This window comes from Neobacillus drentensis (assembly GCF_036965645.1).
In the GTDB taxonomy this organism is placed as follows: Bacteria; Bacillota; Bacilli; order Bacillales; family Cytobacillaceae; genus Neobacillus; species Neobacillus drentensis_D.
The window spans coordinates 7,534-24,529 of the sequence record NZ_JBALPZ010000013.1 but is presented as its reverse complement, the minus strand read 5'-3'; the positions used below and the strand labels follow the sequence as shown (position 1 = coordinate 24,529).

Sequence of the window (16,996 nt, the reverse complement as noted above, 5' to 3'; positions counted from 1 at the left end):
CTAACCTCTCTTTGTTTATTTTTTCGTATTGTTATCGTCCATTTTCAATACTGCCATAAACGCTTCTTGTGGTACCTCAACAGATCCTACTTGCTTCATCCGTTTCTTACCTTCTTTTTGCTTTTCTAACAATTTACGTTTACGAGAGATATCTCCGCCGTAACATTTAGCTAATACGTTTTTACGCATCGCTTTAATCGTAGAACGAGCCACAATTTTTTGCCCAATTGCCGCTTGAATAGGCACCTCGAACTGTTGTCTTGGGATCAGTTCTTTCAGTTTCTCAACAATGATCTTGCCTCGGTCATAGGCAAAATCTTTATGGACAATAAAACTTAAGGCATCCACTTTTTCGGCATTTAGTAATATATCCATTTTAACCAGACTTGAAGGTTGATAACCGATCAATTCATAATCAAAGGACGCATACCCTCGGGTACTCGATTTTAACTGATCAAAGAAATCATAAACAATTTCAGCCAATGGAATTTCATACACGATGCTGACTCGGTTTTCACCTTGATATTGCATGTCAATAAAGACTCCGCGCTTTAATTGGCAAAGCTCCATAATAGCACCAACATAATCATTTGGGGCCATCATCGTTGCTTTAACATACGGCTCTTCCACACGATCAATTTTTTGCGGGTCAGGCATATCAGATGGGTTGTCGACATTCTGTTGAGTGCCATCTGTTAAATGAACATGGTAGATAACACTTGGTGCTGTTGTAATTAAATCAATCTTAAATTCACGTTCAATCCGTTCTTGAATGATTTCCATATGAAGAAGTCCAAGGAATCCACAGCGGAAACCAAATCCAAGTGCTTGAGATGTCTCTGGCTCAAATTGAAGTGCAGAATCATTTAATTGCAGTTTTTCCAAAGCTTCACGAAGATCATTAAATCTTGCAGTATCAATTGGGTAAAGACCGCAATATACCATTGGATTTAATTTTCGATAACCTGGAAGCGGTTCAGTCGCACCGTTTTTAGCGTTGGTAATCGTATCACCGACACGTGTGTCCCCAACATTTTTAATTGAGGCTGTCAAGAAACCAACATCCCCAACGGAAAGCTCGTCCCGCATAACTGCCTTTGGTGTGAAAACACCCACTTCGTTTACTTCAAACTCTGCTCCAGTCGCCATCATCTTAATTTTATCACCGACTTTAACGGTACCTTCGACGACACGGATGTAGGCAACAACGCCACGATAAGCATCATATAAAGAGTCAAAAATCAATGCTTTTAAAGGGGCTTCCGGATCTCCTGTTGGAGCAGGAACCTTCTCAACAACCTGTTCGAGAATCTCTTCAATTCCAATGCCAGCTTTTGCTGATGCAAGAACGGCTTCAGAGGCATCCAGACCAATTACTTCTTCGATTTCAGCGCGGACCCTTTCCGGTTCAGCACTTGGCAAGTCAATTTTATTAATAACGGGTAATATTTCAAGGTCATTATCCAGGGCTAAGTATACGTTTGCTAGTGTTTGTGCTTCAATTCCCTGCGCAGCATCTACGACTAAAACAGCCCCTTCACATGCTGCAAGACTTCTTGAAACTTCATAGGTAAAATCGACATGTCCCGGTGTATCTATTAAATGGAAAGTATATTCTTCCCCATCTTTTGCTTTGTAATTTAATTGGACAGCATTTAACTTAATCGTAATCCCGCGTTCTCTTTCTAAATCCATTGAATCCAACAGCTGATCTTTCATTTCACGAGAGGATAAGGCATTGGTTTTTTCTAATATCCGGTCAGCTAATGTTGATTTCCCATGGTCAATATGGGCAATAATGGAAAAATTTCTAATTTTCGATTGTCGTTTGAGTTTTTCTTCTCTGTTCATGGTCTTCCACTCCTACTATACTCGCACATGTACACTATTTTTGATTATATCAGTAGGGCTGTTAAGATTCAATACAGAATGCCTCTCTGCCAAATTAGCAATGATTGGAGCAAATTGAAAAGGATGATGCCAGTATCATTCAATTAAAACAACAAAGGTATAATCCTCTTAATCATGAGAACTATACCTTTTTAAATAGAGACTAAGTAAAAGAACTCTGTTGATTGGAGCGTAAGGCGGCGAAGACTCCTCGAAAATGCTAACGCATTTCCTTCGTGCGTGGGCAGATTCGAGGATGTAAAATCAATGTCCTGCGGGAGACCTCGCAGGCGCTAATGCGCCGAGGAGGCTCCCCGTCACGCCCGCGGTAAGCGAAGCCGCCTGGAGTGGAAATCAACAGCCAATTTAGATACACACTTACATTTTTTCAATGCCCGCCAAATGGATCCGTCTTTACCTAATCCGCAATGAAATGAACTAATTTTTCTGAAGCTCCTGTAATCCCGTCTGACATTTTTCTGCCCATGGAAGAGAAGAAATTAAAGGCACTTATTTCCTCTAGTTTTTTCTTTTTTGCCGCAATATCATGGCTGGATATATCATTTCCAAGAACCGAAGCTCGAATTTGATTATCTTTTTTTTGGAAACTGACTGCTGTTTCTAAACTGGGGTCGTCATACCCTTTCATTTTTTGAATTCCATTGTTCGCCAATTGCATGCCTGTTAACACAGCAATTAGCAATACAGCAGCTAGACATAAGCTTTTTAACATAAACATTTTCATAAAGATGTGCTCCTAACCACTATTGTTTAGTAGACGGTTGCTCTGTATCCTGATTTACTTTTTCTGCCTGCCAGTAATAATCACTAAAAACATCTGCGAGTGCGTCGGCGGAGCGGTTTAATTCAGCAAAAGTATTATCAACACCGCCAAATTCCATTAAGATGGCATTTGCCGAGAGGTTTTGATTGTAAATACTATTGGATCCTGCAGCATTTTTTATAATGACTCCTCTACTTAATCCTTTATATTTTTCTTGAAGTCGATCATGGAGTTCTTTAGCCAGTTTTGCATTCTTTTCGTAATTTGGGTTTTTCCCGCCAATGATAAAGGCTACCTTTGCATAAGCTTTTCCATTAATTGTGACGGTTGTTTTATCTCGTCGCTGCGAGTCGCGATGAATATCAATAAAATAGTTTAAATCGCGATTGTTTGCCATGGCAGTCTGAACAACGGTCCTCGATTCATCATAGGACTGCCAGAACTTCCAGCCCTTTTTGTTTAATTCCGCTTGGATATCCGTCTTATCTATAAAACTGCCAATCCCTCTGTCAGCCAAGCTTGTTTTTAATTGGTCGCCAATCTTGGTCACGTTTATTTGTGAATGATACGCTAAATCCGGGTCCGTTACCCCTTTAAGATATGGTAAATAGGATTCCCGGTTATGAGAGAAGTAAACGTAGACAACCTTTCTGCTCCCAGTAGTTTGACCAGGTGCTTGTGAAGAATTTTCATCTGAAGGCTTGTCCAATCCCTCCAGATTTTGCAAGGCAGCTTCACGCTGCTCTTTCATAATTTCAATCGGCGGTGCGGATTCAACTGGCATATTTGTATAATTTGTTCCCTCTCCGGCCACAAGAATCTTTCCATCGAATTGGTAGAATCCAGGTAGTTCTCTGCCAAGAAGACTGCGCGGGTCATTTAGATTAATATTGCTCGAAAGTTTAAATATCAAATTGGTTAGCTTTGGTGTCGTTACCCAACTGTTCTCTACTTTTAAAAAATGGTGGTTTTCCCAGCCCATTAGTTGATAAAGGAGTTCACCATTCACATTAGTAGCAGCTTGATTGACGGATGTGGACATAAGTCTATATTGCGGCTTTAATGACGTTAACAGCCCGCTGATAGAGAAAATCAATATTATAAATAAGGAAAGTGCGGCAAATATTTTCAAGATGCTCGTACCTTGGACAATTAAAAATGCACCTGATGTTCTAGTATTTTTCATAGTTCCACCTCGCTAAACGATTCTAGTAAATTCTATGACCTTACTAGAATTGGTAGAACTATGATTTATTTTAATAGTTGAAGGAAAGAGGTCTATGGATAGCTAGACCTCTTTTTTTAATTATTATCTTGTAGTAAATCCAGCGTTCTCTTGATCAATAGCAGAATGTAATGAGGCATTTAATCCATTGGCAATAAGATTTGCCATATCCTCAATGAACACATCCACTTCTTTAGGGGTCACCATTAAATTATGACCAATTGGGGAGAGCACTTCGTAGATTAATTTTCTTTTTTCGTCATCTGGAAGCGCGCCAATCATGCCTAAAAAAGTTTTACGATGTTTTTCTTCCGGCAGATCCTCTTCTGTTAACTTTCTTTTCTCACCAAAAGTCATGCCAGCTGGTGCAAGAGCTCTCGAAGGGCGATTTCCTTCCTTAAGCTCTTTTCCAAAGTGTTTTAAAATAAAATCAATCGTATCACTAGTGATTGAAACAGCGTCAACGACCGTTGGAATCCCAATTGCGATCACCGGAATCCCTAGTGTCTCCTTACTTAGTTCTTTTCTTTTGTTTCCGACACCTGAACCAGGATGGATACCGGTATCAGATATTTGAATGGTTGAATTCACTCTCTCAATGGAACGTGATGCTAATGCATCGATAGCAATCACGAAATCCGGCTTCGTTTTTTCAACCACCCCAAAAATGATGTCGCTTGTTTCAATTCCCGTTAAGCCCATTACACCTGGTGATAAGGCACTAACAGAGCGGTATCCCTCTTCAACATTCTCCGGCTGTAGTTGAAATAGATGACGGGTTACCAACAGATTTTCACAAACCATTGGACCGAGTGCATCCGGGGTAACATTCCAATTTCCCAATCCTACCACGAGACAAGAATCCGTTTTTTTTATACCTGTTCCTTCTAAAAAATGGGCAAACTCCCGGGCAAAGATTTCCTGCACCTTCTGCTGAACTTCGGAATTCTGCTGCCTAATCCCCTGAACTTCTAGTGTTAAATACCGCCCTGCTTTTTTGCCCAGCTGTTCCTCCCCTTGCTTTGTGACCTCAACAAGAGAAATTTTTATATCATCAACATCTTTTTCTTTAATTATGACACCTTCGATTTTCGAAAGGTTCTCTTCTTCTCCAACGGATCTTCCAGCAAGCACCATTTCTCTAGCTTCAATCGCTAAATCTGTTCGTACCGAATATTTGCTTAAATCAATAGACTCATTCATGAAGTTCACTCCTAATAGAGAATATCCAAAATAGAAACTATTTCCTATTTTTGCCCCTAAGCCCGTAAAACATGCATTTTAAATTTTCTCACCTTTTAATTGTGTATTGCAATCTAGCCATTGTTTTGATAAAATACTTCTTGTTCTGAATTATTATGGATGAATGTAAAGTCGAGTTCATATAAGTCTCGATTCCTTGTAGGAGGTGAATGTAATGCCTAACATTAAATCTGCTATTAAGCGTGTGAAAACAACTGAAGCTCGTAATGCTCAAAATACAACTGCTAAATCTGCAATGCGTACGGCTGTTAAAAAAGTAGAAGCTGCTGTTACTCTTAACGATGCTGCTGCTGCAAAAGAAGCATTAGTTGCTGCTGCTAGTAAATTAGACAAGGCTGCTGCTAAAGGTCTTATCCACAAAAACGCTGCTGCTCGTAAAAAATCACGTCTAATGAAAAAGTCTAACGCTCTTTAATTTTTAAAAAGCGTACAAAAAAACGATTCCTACCCGGAATCGTTTTTTTATTATCTTTTTAATCGGAACAATAGCATTTCAATTAGTAGCGACTTATTCATTCCGCCGGTTTTCATCTGATAGTCAGCATCTGCTAGGATCCCCATCAAGTTAGCTAATTCTTCATCCGTAAAACTGCCAGCCTGACCTAGGGCAAGCTTGACACGAAACGGATGAATCTTTAAATAGGCGGCAATTTGCTGCTGCCCATACCCCCTCCTTGAAAGCTCCTTTACCTGATAGATTAACCGAAATTGTCCAGACAAAAGTGCCAGTATCTTAATCGGTTCTTCATTTTGTTTTAACAAATCATAATAAATCCTTAGCGCCTCATCTAATCTTCTCTGGACCACTCGTTCAATAAGGGTAAAAATGTTTTGCTCAAGTGTTCTGGCAACCAATTTTTCTACTAGCTCGCTAGAAATACAATTTTGTTCAGCCGCATACAGGGACAATTTGTCCACCTCACTGGCAAGCATAAACATATTAGTCCCAGCTAAAGCCAGCAATTGGTCAATTGCACTTTCCTCAATTTCAAGACCATTGCCTTTTACCCGATCCCTTATCCATTTTTTCAACTCATGTTCAGATAACTTTTTGGCCTCAACTAATTCAGCATGTCGCTTAAGTTCTTTGGTAATCTTTTTTCTTTCGTCCAACTTTTCATATGGAGCTGAAATGACCATTACCGTATATGGTGCTGGCTCTTTTAAATATGCTTCCAATTTAGCCAGATTGTGTTCTACTTTTTCTTTTGTTTTCTCCGCTGTTAAAAACACGGGATTATGTAAAAATACAACCTTTTTCTCGCCTAAAAAAGGAAAAGTCTCAGCGTCCTCTAATGCCAAATCAACCGGAGTTTCCTCTAAGTCATATGCTGAAAAATTAAAATCCTTGTCTTCTTCGTCAAGAATGTTGTTTAAAAGCATTTGTTTTGTTTCATTGATTAAAAATGCCTCGGTTCCGTATAATAGATAAATAGGAGCTATTTCCTTTTTTTTAATTTTTCTCCATATCTCTTGTACCATATTGTCCAGCGCTCCCCTAAATTTTCACTCATCTCTTATGGTAAAGAAGCTCGGACCTTTTGACAAGTACTTAAAGGGAATTAGCACGGTTTCACCAACAAATGCCAATTCCCGAATCTATTTGAACGCCAGTAATATTTGACCTAGGATCTTATATTGCCTGGCGGGATTCCTGTTACTTATATTGTAGCCCTTACCGAGTCGAACTATTTTGACAACTCTTGTCAGTACAGGAAAGAAGCGAAAGCGTGCTGGATTTTTTTAGACAAATAGCTTATACTATACTTGAAAATAGGAGGGGTAGAGCGTGAATCATTTTGAAAAAGAAGTGCAAAGCAAACGTAATGATGCGATCGATTCTGGGGTAGGGTTTGGAGTTTCTTTCGGTTTTTTTGCTGTAATATTTATCATTGCAACAGTCATTAAGTTAATCGGTTCCTAATGAAAGCTACATAATTTATTAAAGAGGCTGCATCAGTGCAGTCTTTTTTTATTAGCTCTGTGCAAATTGGCTGTTAATTTCCGCTTCAGGCGCTCACTTTCCGCGGGCGTGCCGGGGAGCCTCCTCGGCGCTTAAGCGCCTGTGGGGTCTCCCCTGCCCCGTACTCCCGCAGGAGTCGAACGCCTTCCGCTCCAATCAACAGAGTATAAAAAACATCAATGTCGTTCAACAGAGCCTTTTTATTAAAAGTTTTACTATACCTTATGGTAAATAGGTTGAAAAGGTTCCTTTTCCTCCATAAAAATAATAGGTGATTGCCCCCTGTAAATCGGTACGATAAATCTTTGTATTAGCAGCGGCCAAACGGTTTAAGACTTCTTGATGTGGATGCCCAAACCGGTTATGTTCACCGACGGAGATAAGCGCGACCTTTGGTTTGATTTGATTAATAAAGACCTCGGCGCTTGACGTTTTACTGCCATGATGGCCAACTTTTAGAACATCAATAGTTAAATTAGGATGCTGAACGATTACATTCTGTTCCCCTTCCTGATCGAGATCTCCTCCAAAAAACCAACTGATACCGCCTATCTTTGCCACAATGGTTATGGACCCTCTATTTCTTTCGCCCGTAAAGTTTTTCTCTGGAGAAACAATATAAAAATCATTTCCGTTTTGATGCCAATCATCCCCTGATGATACTTTTAAGATTGGTATTACTTGTTTTGCTGCTTCCTTAGCAATAAGCTCCTCTGTCTCCGACGGTTCAGTTACTGATGGCATTAAAATTTGTTTGACCTCAAGTTCTGAAAGAATCGAACTTGCACCGCCAATATGATCCATATCGCCATGGGTTAGGATTAACTTATCAATTTTTGTAATCCCTTTCCCTTTTAAAAATGGAACAACCACATCCCGTCCAACTTCGAATGGTTTGGACCTCATTCTCCACTCTTCCTCTTTGAAGTTCAACGAACCGCCTGTATCAATGAGATAGTTGCCTCTTCCATGTGGAAAATGAATCAAAATACTATCCCCCTGTCCTACATCAATCATGGTCACTTCACCATAAGGATTCAACCAATTCCAGCAGGGTTGTATGGAAAAGATGGTAAAAACAACAATCATTAAATGCACTCTCTTATTTAAATAAGGCCTCCTTTCCCAAACGTAAAAGAATAAAGCAATAAGGATCATGTAAACGAGAACGATTATGGAGTGTGGTTTTCCAGGTGTAAAACTGGTGTAAGGCAAATTCCCCAAAACCTCAAGAAGTGTATCAGAAAGTTCAATTGTCTTTTGTAGGAGGATCATCAAAATCCTTGGAGTTGTTCCGAATAGCAATTGAATGAAAAATAATACATATACGGCAGGGAGATATACAAAGGAAAAAAGAGGGATATACAACAAGTTTGCAGCTATACCTATCATGGAAACCCCGAAATAATGGTAAAGTAAAAGCGGCATGGCTGACAGCTGCGCAGTCACGGAGGTGGCAGCCATCTTTGCTCCATTTCCTTGATATCTTTTGAGGATGATGGGGGCAGCTAAAATAATGGCAAAACTGACTAAAAAGGAAAGCTGGAAGCCAATATCAAAAAGGACCAATGGCGAAACAAATAGATAAAGGATAAAGGCCAAACTTATGGCATCAATGGTAATAATCCTTAGATGGCTCCTCCACTTTTCAGCCACCAAAATCAGAGCGATCATCAAGCAAGAACGAATGACAGAGGGGGAACTTCCGGTTAAAACAACATAAACAGGTAAGAGGATTAAAAGAAAATTCGTCATAAACTGTCTAGTCAGCCCGCATCTAATTCCAATAAAAAAAATCATCCCAATGAACAAGGAAACATGGAGACCGGAAATGGCCAATAAGTGGACGATGCCCGTACGCTGGTAATCGCTTAATAGTTCTGGGTCAAGGGTATTGGTATCACCAAATATTAATGCAGCTGACAACCCTGAAATCTCCTCAGGAAAATGCTTTTTTAGATAGTTTATTCCTGTAAAGCGAAGCTGTTTTATAAAAATGGAGGGAGAGGATTTAATGGGTTTGCAATTTTGAAGCGGACTTTGCTGGAGATCGATTACCCAAAAAATATTTTTCGCTGCTAAATATCCTCGATAGTCAAATCCATTCGGATTTTTTGCCGTGGAAGGCTTTTTTAATGTCCCTTTAACTTGGCAAAGGCAGCTATAAAGGCTATGATTTTGCAGAAACGTTTTTTCTTCCTCAGATTTAATTTGATAACGCAGCAGAACTTTTTCTTTATATTTAAGTTCTTTACCTTGTACCTTCAATAAATCGCCATCAACAGTGGGATCTTGCATATACTCTATGTAAAAAAACGTTTTATCTGGCGAAAGTTTAGATTGATTATGTGTAGTTACCCAATTCGCTCTTAAATAAAAACCAATCCCTAAAAAGAGAATCAGTAAAATTTGAGTTTGTTTGAACTTTTTAAGTTTAACTAATGCAAGGATATATAAAAAACCTATTATAAGAAATGGGAAAAGCTTTATAAGTGAACATATTACACCTAAAAATGCACCTAGGGCGACATAAAAATATTTTCCGCTCATTATTTAATCTCCATAATGGAATATTTTGAAGATAGTGGGGATGACTGATTGCGTGGATGGACGCCGAAAGTCATTCGGCGCCATTTAGAGGTTAAGATTTGCCTAATTGGATTACTGGCTCTTTTAATTCGACCTTCTCAATTTTTACCTTTGCCTGTTCAAACAGCTCAATGGCATATGGATGATTTTTATAATCCTCAGCATAATACACAGTTTTGATCCCAGCTTGAATGATCGCCTTACAGCATTGAAGACAAGGGAAATGGGTCACATAAATTTCTGCATCAGCAGTTGGTACACCGAACTTTGCACATTGCAATAGTGCATTCATTTCAGCATGAATGGTTCTTACACAATGATGATCAATTACATAGCACCCTTTATCAATACAATGATCGCCGCCTGCGATCGAACCGTTATAGCCTCCGGCAATAATTCGTTTATCCCTGACAATGGTTGCGCCCACGGTCAATCTTGTACACGTACTTCTTAAAGCAAGTAGATGGCTTTGTGCTATAAAATATTGATCCCAAGAAATTCGTTCCACGTTTCTCCACTCCTTTAATAACTTTTCTTTTAAGTTTACTGGTACAAGTCATTTTAGGTCAATGGAAGTTTTATTTTACGACGATTAGGTCTTTTAGTTTTTCAAATGTCTTATCACCAATTCCGCTAATGTTCTTTAAGTCCTCAATCACTTTAAACGGGCCGCTGGTATTTCGAAACTCGATAATCGCTGCTGCTTTTGCTGGTCCAATCCCTGGAAGATTTTGCAGCTCCTGTTCATCCGCTTTATTAACATTAATTTTCCCTTGATTTTGACTCATCCCGCTCGAGACCGTTCCACTATTCCCCGTTGCTGAAGGTAAAGTACTGACCTCCTCACCCTTGGCTGGTATGTAAATGACCATTTCATCTTCCACATGCTCCGCAAAATTAACTTGTGTCTGGTCAGCCTGTGCCGTTAATCCGCCTGCTCGTCCTATTACATCAATTACCCTTTCCTCTGTGTTAGATTGATAAACGCCTGGACGATTGATTTGTCCCTTTACATCCACCATAATCGTTTCAGGCTTGTCAGCCGCTGCTGTGACTTTCTTTTCTGTTTGTGTCTCTACATTTTCTTTTAGAACCTCGTTCTCTTGACTAATGGAATTCAGTGGGGCAGAATCCTCAGGACCCTGAACATAAAAATAATAATAACCTCCGAGAGCAAGCATCAGCACTACAGCAATATGAATCTTGTGTTCAATTAACCAATCTTTCAAGAATATCCATCCTTTCTAAAGGTATATTTCACATTTCATTTTCATAATGTTATAAAAGAATACGGGATGCGAAGGAGGGTCGAGTAGTGAATATAGGCATTATTGGTACAGGTAATATGGGGCGAATCATAGTGGAGGCTTTGATTGACGGAAAGGCCGCTTTCCCTTCTTCCATGATGATAACGAATCGAACAAAATCAAAAGCCTTGCTGCTTAAAGATAAATATAAGGACATTTTGGTTGCACAAAGTCCGGAAGAAGTAGCTGCACAATCCGATTTAATCTTTATCTGTGTAAAGCCATTAGACATCCGTAATCTGCTTGATCAAATTAATCCACATTTAACCGCTGATAAATGTCTGGTTTCAATAACAAGTCCTGTCAGTACAGGCCAAATCGAAAAAAGAGTAGCCTGTTCAACTGTCCGAGTAATCCCTAGCATTACAAATCGAGCATTAGCTGGGGTTTCACTCGTTACGTATGGGGAGAATTGCAGTGACCATTGGAAAACGAAATTAGAAAAGCTAATTTCCAAAATTTCAGTGCCGGTTCATATTGATGAAAAAATTACAAGGGTAGCCTCTGATATTGTCAGCTGCGGTCCTGCTTTCTTTAGCTATTTGCTTCAGAATTTTATACAGGCTGCAGTGAAAGAGACTCAGATTGATACGGAAACAGCGACAGTTTTTGCGAGTGAAATGATTGTAGGACTCGGGGAACTAATTAAGCAAGGGCATTATACATTACCGTCATTACAAGAAAAGGTGTGTGTAAAGGGCGGGATAACAGGTGAAGGAATTAAGGTGTTAGATGCTGAGCTTGGGTCTGTATTTGAACACGTGTTTCAAGCCACTCATGCAAAATTCAAAGAGGATTTGGAAAAGGTAGAGAATCAGTTCTCTAGACAATAATTCGCTATCGATTTACAAATTCCTTTAATAAATGATAAAAAAGCCATCTTTTTGTCAAAAAGATGGCTTTTTTTATTTTTTCTTAGCAACAAAGAAGATTCGTTCAGATGCTTGAGTTGGTTCTGAATGTTTAAAATCGGCACTAATCTCAAGCAATTGAAAGCCAGCAGCGTCCAACCAGTTAGAATATTGATTAATTGGATAAGTTCGCTGGTAATGAAGTTCATCGATTCGATCATATTTTCCTATTCGTTCGTCTAAAACAAAAAAACTCAGTTCATGTTCCACACTATTGGGATCATCCCCAGGGAAACTATTCCAAATATAGGAAATTTCATCCTCATTCAAGGCAAAGGTTTGTTTAATGAACACTTCTGCCATTTTATAGATAGAATGTACATCAAAAACAAACAATCCATTATCCTGTAAATGTTGATGTACATTTGAAAAAGTCGAAATTACTTCTTCTTCTGTTTGCAAATAATTTAAGGAATCACAAAAGATACTTACTACATCAAATTGACCTTGCCCTTCCAAATTTGCCATGTCTTGTTGAAAAAAAGGGATCTTAACTCCCAGCGACTCTGCCTTTGCTTGAGCTACTGACAGCATATCTTCTGATAAATCGATTCCCGTAACCTCAAAACCTTGGTTAGCCAAGCGAACGGAGATCTCCCCTGTCCCGCAGGCTAAATCTAACAGGCTGGTTGCTTCAACATCATATTTGACAAGAATGTCTTGAACAAACGATACCCATTGGTCATATGGGGCATCTTTCATAAGCTCATCGTACAAATAGGCAAATTGCTCATAACTCATGAATTTAACTCACTATGGATATCAACATGTGGTGCATCGCCCCACAAACGTTCTAAATTGTAATAACTCCGTTCATCACGGTGGAACACATGGGCTACAACATCCCCTAAATCAATTAGCACCCATCTTGCTTCATCAAATCCTTCGATTCTTTTTACATCATAACCGTTCTCTTGGGCCTTTTCTTTCATTTCTCGAGCAATCGCCTGTACCTGCTTGTCAGAGTTACCATGACAAATAATAAAATAATCAGCAATTAACGAGATCCCTTTCATATCTAACGCCAAAATTTCTTCAGCTCTTTTATCATCTGCTGCTTTTACCGCAATCTTTAGAAGTTCTTGATTATCCATTCATCAGTCCTCCAGTTTTTGGATTAAATCATTATAAGTGTAAAATGTCTCCGGATAAATCGTTTGGTTCTTTTTCAATAAAAAGAGGATCGTATTTTGAATAGCTTTTACGAGTGCCTTATCTAAATTTTCTTTTGCAATTTCTCTTACTTCCTCTACACCTGGAAAATGCCTGCCCGGCTCAATATAATCTGCTAAATAAATCACTTTTTCCAGCAATGTCATATTAGGTCTTCCAGAAGTATGGTAGCGGATGGCATCCAATACATCTTGATCGCTCACCCCTGCCTCTTTTTCTACCAGGTATGCACCAACTGGAGCATGCCACAATTCGGTATTATATAAAAGCAAATCCTGCGGAAGATCTTGTGACTCAATGATTTCCTTCATTTCAGCTTTTGGGCGAAATTTGGCATAATCATGAAAAATGGCTGCTATTTCCGCTTGTTTTGCATCTGCTCCATATTTCTCTGCCAAGCGAATAGCTGTTTCCATTACCCCGATTGTATGCTGATAGCGATGTTCCGTTAATTGAATTTTCACCAATTCTAAAGCTTTTTCACGTTCCATATAAATGTTTCTCCTCTATATAATCAATAACGGAATCTGGCAGCAAGTAACGAACCGATTTCCTTAATTTCACTCTATCCCTTATCATACTAGATGACACATCAATGGCAGGTATGTCAACATAAAGAACAGGGTAGTCTGTTTGATGGCTGTAAGATGGTCTTTCAACCCCAACAAATTGGACAAGGTTAACAAGTATATCAATATCATGCCATTTGGGCAAGTATTCAATCATATCAGCACCAATTATAAAGAAAAATTGATGGTCAGAATACTCATCATTCAGTATTCTCATTGTATCAACTGTATAGGAGGGCCCGTTCCGTTCGAGTTCGATTGGTTGAACCCTGAATGCCGAGTTTCCCTCAATTGCCAGCTCCAGCATACGAAGGCGGTCCTCATCCTTAACAGACTCCGGTTTTTTCTTATGTGGCGGTTCATGGTTTGGCATAAACCAAATTTGATCGAGCTTAAGTGCCGAAAGAACTTCATTGGCAATCAAAAGATGTCCATAATGGGGCGGATCAAACGTGCCGCCCAATATTCCAACTTTCTTCATGCATTCGCCATCCTTTACTTTTAAAGGTCACCTTTTTAGGGAAGAACAATTGTTTTCTTTTCTGCAGATTCTTTATACAAGACAATCGTGTTTCCGATGATTTGAACAATCTCGGCTCCCGTACCGTTGGCCAGCTGGTCAGCTACCTCCGTTTTATCTTCCTCACAATTCTGCAAGACACTTATTTTAAAAAGTTCCCTTGCCTCTAAGGCATTAGCAATTTGTTTAATCATATTCTCATTTACCCCGCCCTTCCCAACTTGAAAGATCGGATCTAAATGATGTGCTTTTGACCGTAAAAATCTTTTTTGTTTACCTGTTAGCATTATTTTCCTCCTAGTTGTTGCAACACATTTTCTTTCATTCTTTGTATATCAGGAAATATACCTGTCCATTTTTCAAAAGCCAAGGCACCCTGATAAACAAACATATCAATACCGTTCTGTACCGTTGCCCCTTTTTCACTCGCTTCATGTAAAAAACTTGTTTCAAGCGGGTTATAGATGATGTCACAGACAACAGACTGCTCACTTAAATTTTGCAGGTCTAACGGCGTTTCTGTAATGTTTGGAGACATACCGATCATCGTTGTTTGAATAAACAGATCATATTCACCAACAAGTTTGCCTGCTTCTTCCATGGAAAACGCCCTTGAAGAAGCAGAGTAAGGACATTCCTCGATGAGGCTGATCGCATTGTCAACTGTACGATTAGCAATATCAATCTGAATTGGGTTTTCTTTGGCTAAGGTAAAGTAAATCGCTCTAGCCGCACCACCCGCTCCAATCACTAATATTCGTTTCTCTTTAATCTCTGGAACAATAGCATTTAACCCTTTCAAAAAACCAAGTCCGTCGGTGTTATATCCAGTTAATTTTCCATCTATATTCACAACGGTATTTACAGCCCCTATACTAGCTGCTGATTCATCGACTTCATCTAAAAAGGGAATAATCCTGCTTTTGTGGGGAATCGTGACATTAAAGCCAACTGCTCCCATTGCCCTTAATCCGTTCACTGCGTCCTTTAAGTCTTCTTCTTTTACTTGGAAAGGAAGATAGACCGCATCCATGTTATAAAGTGAAAACAAATCATTGTGCATTGCCGGCGACATCGAGTGCCCGATTGGATTCCCCAAAACTGCAAATAGCTTTTTCACCTGTTCCCCCACCCTGTTTTTATAATTCTCTTTCTTTAGATTAATGACCTTCGCATTAGGGTTTGAACACCTTTTGGCACATAAGCAGCTACCTTTGCGCCCGGCTCATTAATCGTTATCCATCCAAGTCCTGAAAAAACAATATCTGTCTTGGCTTCTTTGACCGTAAATTCTTGTCTGACCAGCTCTGGAAAAGAGTCTAATTCATCCGGTCCTGGCGGTGTCAAAAGTTCCCCAACATGTTTTTCATATAGACTTTCCGCATTATCCATTTTTGTACGATGAATATTTAATTCATTTGATACGTAACAAACAAAGGATCTTCTGCCTCCCGAGATATAATCAAAACGTGCCAATCCCCCAAAGAACAAGGTTTGGCCTTCATTTAATTGAAATACCTTTGGCTTTATTTCTTTCTTAGGGGTGATGATTTTTAAATCCTTTTTGTTAATAAAATGGGCCATTTGATGGTGATTGATAATCCCTGGCGAATCAATCAAGGATCTTTCATCATCTAACGGGATTTGAATGATATCTAATGTTGTTCCAGGGAAATGTGAGGTCGTAATAACGTCTTCTTCGCCCGTAACTTCCTTAATAATTCGATTTATAAAGGTTGATTTTCCAACATTCGTACATCCGACCACATAAACATCTTTTCCATCTCGTAATACATCAATAGCTGCGGCCGTATCTTTAATATTCAGCCCCTTCGCAGCACTAACTAAAAATACTTCTTCCGGTCTTAGACCCAATTCTTTGGATTCATTCTTCATCCATTGAATTAGCTTATTATGCTTTACAGACTTTGGTAATAAATCAACTTTATTTCCCACAAGTACAACCTTATTGTTACCAACGAATCGGTGTAAGCCCGGCAGCCAGCTCCCGTTAAAATCAAAGATATCTACAATCATGACTATGAGGGCATCTGACTTGCCTATCTCATTTAAGATCTTTAAAAAGTCATCATCCGTCAAATTAACGTCTTGAACTTCGTTATAGTGTTTTAAACGAAAACATCTTTGGCAGATAATGGTCTCTTTCTCCAAGGCAGACGAAGGTGCATACCCCAATTCATTTGGTTCTTCAGTTTGGACTTTTACACCACAGCCCATACAGATATATTGTTGTTCACTCACAGACTAATCCTCCCATTGAAGCATTCCTTTTTTACGGAACCAATTTAAAATTCTTCTCTCCGCAAATCGATTGAACTTGGTCCAAAACCCATCAGACGAGGCAACAGGGACTACCAAGATGGTGTGAAATCCGCTCCGATTTCCCCCAAGGACATCAGTTAATAATTGGTCTCCAATTACCACTGCCTCTTCCCTTTTAATTCCCATTTGTTTTACTGCTCTGTGAAAGGCTGGCCCCATTGGCTTCCGTGCTCTATAAATAAACGGTATGTTGAGAGGGTCTGAAAAAAACTTGACTCTTTCTTCATTATTATTAGAAACAATCGTTACCAGGATATTTTGTTTTTTTATTTCATCAAACCATTTGATCAATTGGGGAGTTGCACTCGGACGATCCCATTCGACAAGGGTATTATCCAAATCGGTAATAATCCCCTTTACCCCTCTTGATTTTAATTCTTCAGGTGAAATATCAAGAATGCTTTTCACATGTTCATTCGGTAAAAATTGTTTTAACACTAAGCTTACACCTCATTAGTT

Annotated in this window: 19 protein-coding genes; 3 read left to right on the top strand and 16 right to left on the bottom strand. The window is 39.2% G+C overall.

Annotated features, from left to right (window positions below; all coding sequences use genetic code 11):
• Positions 1-15 precede the first annotated feature (15 nt).
• From lepA to gpr, 4 genes are all read right to left on the bottom strand, one after another.
• Positions 16-1,851 (bottom strand): translation elongation factor 4, encoded by a 1,836-nt coding sequence (gene lepA / locus V7266_RS02145; RefSeq protein WP_335465576.1) that lies wholly within the window; start codon positions 1,849-1,851, stop codon positions 16-18.
• A gap of 457 nt (positions 1,852-2,308) precedes the next feature.
• Positions 2,309-2,635, bottom strand: a complete 327-nt coding sequence (locus V7266_RS02140) for a YqxA family protein (RefSeq protein WP_335465575.1) — start codon at positions 2,633-2,635, stop codon at positions 2,309-2,311.
• A 19-nt stretch (positions 2,636-2,654) separates the two neighbouring features.
• On the bottom strand, positions 2,655-3,860 hold the full coding sequence (spoIIP, locus tag V7266_RS02135) for a stage II sporulation protein P (protein WP_335465574.1): 1,206 nt from the start codon (positions 3,858-3,860) through the stop codon (positions 2,655-2,657).
• 123 nt (positions 3,861-3,983) lie between these two features.
• Positions 3,984-5,102 carry a GPR endopeptidase gene (gene gpr / locus V7266_RS02130; protein ID WP_335465573.1) on the bottom strand — a complete coding sequence of 373 codons (1,119 nt, stop codon included), beginning with the start codon at positions 5,100-5,102 and terminating at the stop codon, positions 3,984-3,986.
• A gap of 214 nt (positions 5,103-5,316) precedes the next feature.
• On the opposite strand from gpr, the gene rpsT reads away from it, so the two are divergent.
• The gene (gene rpsT / locus V7266_RS02125; protein WP_335465572.1) at positions 5,317-5,577 is read left to right on the top strand and encodes a 30S ribosomal protein S20; all 261 of its coding nucleotides are present in this window, start codon (positions 5,317-5,319) and stop codon (positions 5,575-5,577) included.
• A gap of 50 nt (positions 5,578-5,627) precedes the next feature.
• On the opposite strand, the gene holA is transcribed toward rpsT, so the two are convergent.
• Complete coding sequence (gene holA / locus V7266_RS02120; protein WP_335465571.1) at positions 5,628-6,644, bottom strand: DNA polymerase III subunit delta; 1,017 nt, start codon at positions 6,642-6,644, stop codon at positions 5,628-5,630.
• A 307-nt stretch (positions 6,645-6,951) separates the two neighbouring features.
• On the opposite strand from holA, the gene V7266_RS02115 reads away from it, so the two are divergent.
• A complete protein-coding gene (locus V7266_RS02115) occupies positions 6,952-7,086 on the top strand; it encodes a YqzM family protein (protein ID WP_335465570.1) in 135 nt (44 codons plus the stop codon).
• A 261-nt stretch (positions 7,087-7,347) separates the two neighbouring features.
• Here the strand turns inward: V7266_RS02115 and V7266_RS02110 are convergent, their stop codons facing one another.
• The 3 genes from V7266_RS02110 to V7266_RS02100 form a co-directional block, all read right to left on the bottom strand.
• Complete coding sequence (locus V7266_RS02110) at positions 7,348-9,675, bottom strand: DNA internalization-related competence protein ComEC/Rec2 (protein WP_335465569.1); 2,328 nt, start codon at positions 9,673-9,675, stop codon at positions 7,348-7,350.
• A 91-nt stretch (positions 9,676-9,766) separates the two neighbouring features.
• Positions 9,767-10,222 (bottom strand): ComE operon protein 2, encoded by a 456-nt coding sequence (locus V7266_RS02105; RefSeq protein WP_335465568.1) that lies wholly within the window; start codon positions 10,220-10,222, stop codon positions 9,767-9,769.
• A gap of 70 nt (positions 10,223-10,292) precedes the next feature.
• Complete coding sequence (locus V7266_RS02100; protein WP_335465567.1) at positions 10,293-10,943, bottom strand: helix-hairpin-helix domain-containing protein; 651 nt, start codon at positions 10,941-10,943, stop codon at positions 10,293-10,295.
• An 86-nt stretch (positions 10,944-11,029) separates the two neighbouring features.
• Here V7266_RS02100 and comER point away from each other — a divergent pair, with 86 nt between their 5' ends.
• A complete protein-coding gene (comER, locus tag V7266_RS02095; RefSeq protein WP_335465566.1) occupies positions 11,030-11,854 on the top strand; it encodes a late competence protein ComER in 825 nt (274 codons plus the stop codon).
• Positions 11,855-11,926: 72 nt separating this feature from the next.
• Here the strand turns inward: comER and V7266_RS02090 are convergent, their stop codons facing one another.
• Genes V7266_RS02090 through V7266_RS02055 form a run of 8 tightly spaced genes read right to left on the bottom strand, consistent with a single transcriptional unit; the run spans position 11,927 to position 16,975 of the window.
• On the bottom strand, positions 11,927-12,673 hold the full coding sequence (locus V7266_RS02090; RefSeq protein ID WP_335465565.1) for a class I SAM-dependent DNA methyltransferase: 747 nt from the start codon (positions 12,671-12,673) through the stop codon (positions 11,927-11,929).
• A complete protein-coding gene (gene rsfS / locus V7266_RS02085) occupies positions 12,670-13,026 on the bottom strand; it encodes a ribosome silencing factor (protein WP_335465564.1) in 357 nt (118 codons plus the stop codon). The genes V7266_RS02090 and rsfS overlap by 4 nt, the downstream gene beginning before the upstream one ends.
• A 3-nt stretch (positions 13,027-13,029) precedes the next feature.
• A complete protein-coding gene (gene yqeK / locus V7266_RS02080; protein ID WP_335465563.1) occupies positions 13,030-13,596 on the bottom strand; it encodes a bis(5'-nucleosyl)-tetraphosphatase (symmetrical) YqeK in 567 nt (188 codons plus the stop codon).
• Positions 13,586-14,155, bottom strand: coding sequence for a nicotinate-nucleotide adenylyltransferase (locus V7266_RS02075; RefSeq protein WP_335465562.1), 570 nt, complete (start codon positions 14,153-14,155; stop codon positions 13,586-13,588). The genes yqeK and V7266_RS02075 overlap by 11 nt, the downstream gene beginning before the upstream one ends.
• Positions 14,156-14,190: 35 nt before the next feature.
• Positions 14,191-14,481, bottom strand: coding sequence for a ribosome assembly RNA-binding protein YhbY (gene yhbY / locus V7266_RS02070; RefSeq protein ID WP_335465561.1), 291 nt, complete (start codon positions 14,479-14,481; stop codon positions 14,191-14,193).
• Positions 14,481-15,314, bottom strand: coding sequence for a shikimate dehydrogenase (aroE, locus tag V7266_RS02065; RefSeq protein ID WP_335465560.1), 834 nt, complete (start codon positions 15,312-15,314; stop codon positions 14,481-14,483). The genes yhbY and aroE overlap by 1 nt, the downstream gene beginning before the upstream one ends.
• Before the next feature lie 35 nt (positions 15,315-15,349).
• Positions 15,350-16,456, bottom strand: coding sequence for a ribosome biogenesis GTPase YqeH (gene yqeH / locus V7266_RS02060; protein ID WP_335465559.1), 1,107 nt, complete (start codon positions 16,454-16,456; stop codon positions 15,350-15,352).
• 3 nt (positions 16,457-16,459) lie between these two features.
• Positions 16,460-16,975 carry a YqeG family HAD IIIA-type phosphatase gene (locus V7266_RS02055; RefSeq protein ID WP_335465558.1) on the bottom strand — a complete coding sequence of 172 codons (516 nt, stop codon included), beginning with the start codon at positions 16,973-16,975 and terminating at the stop codon, positions 16,460-16,462.
• Positions 16,976-16,996 lie beyond the last annotated feature (21 nt).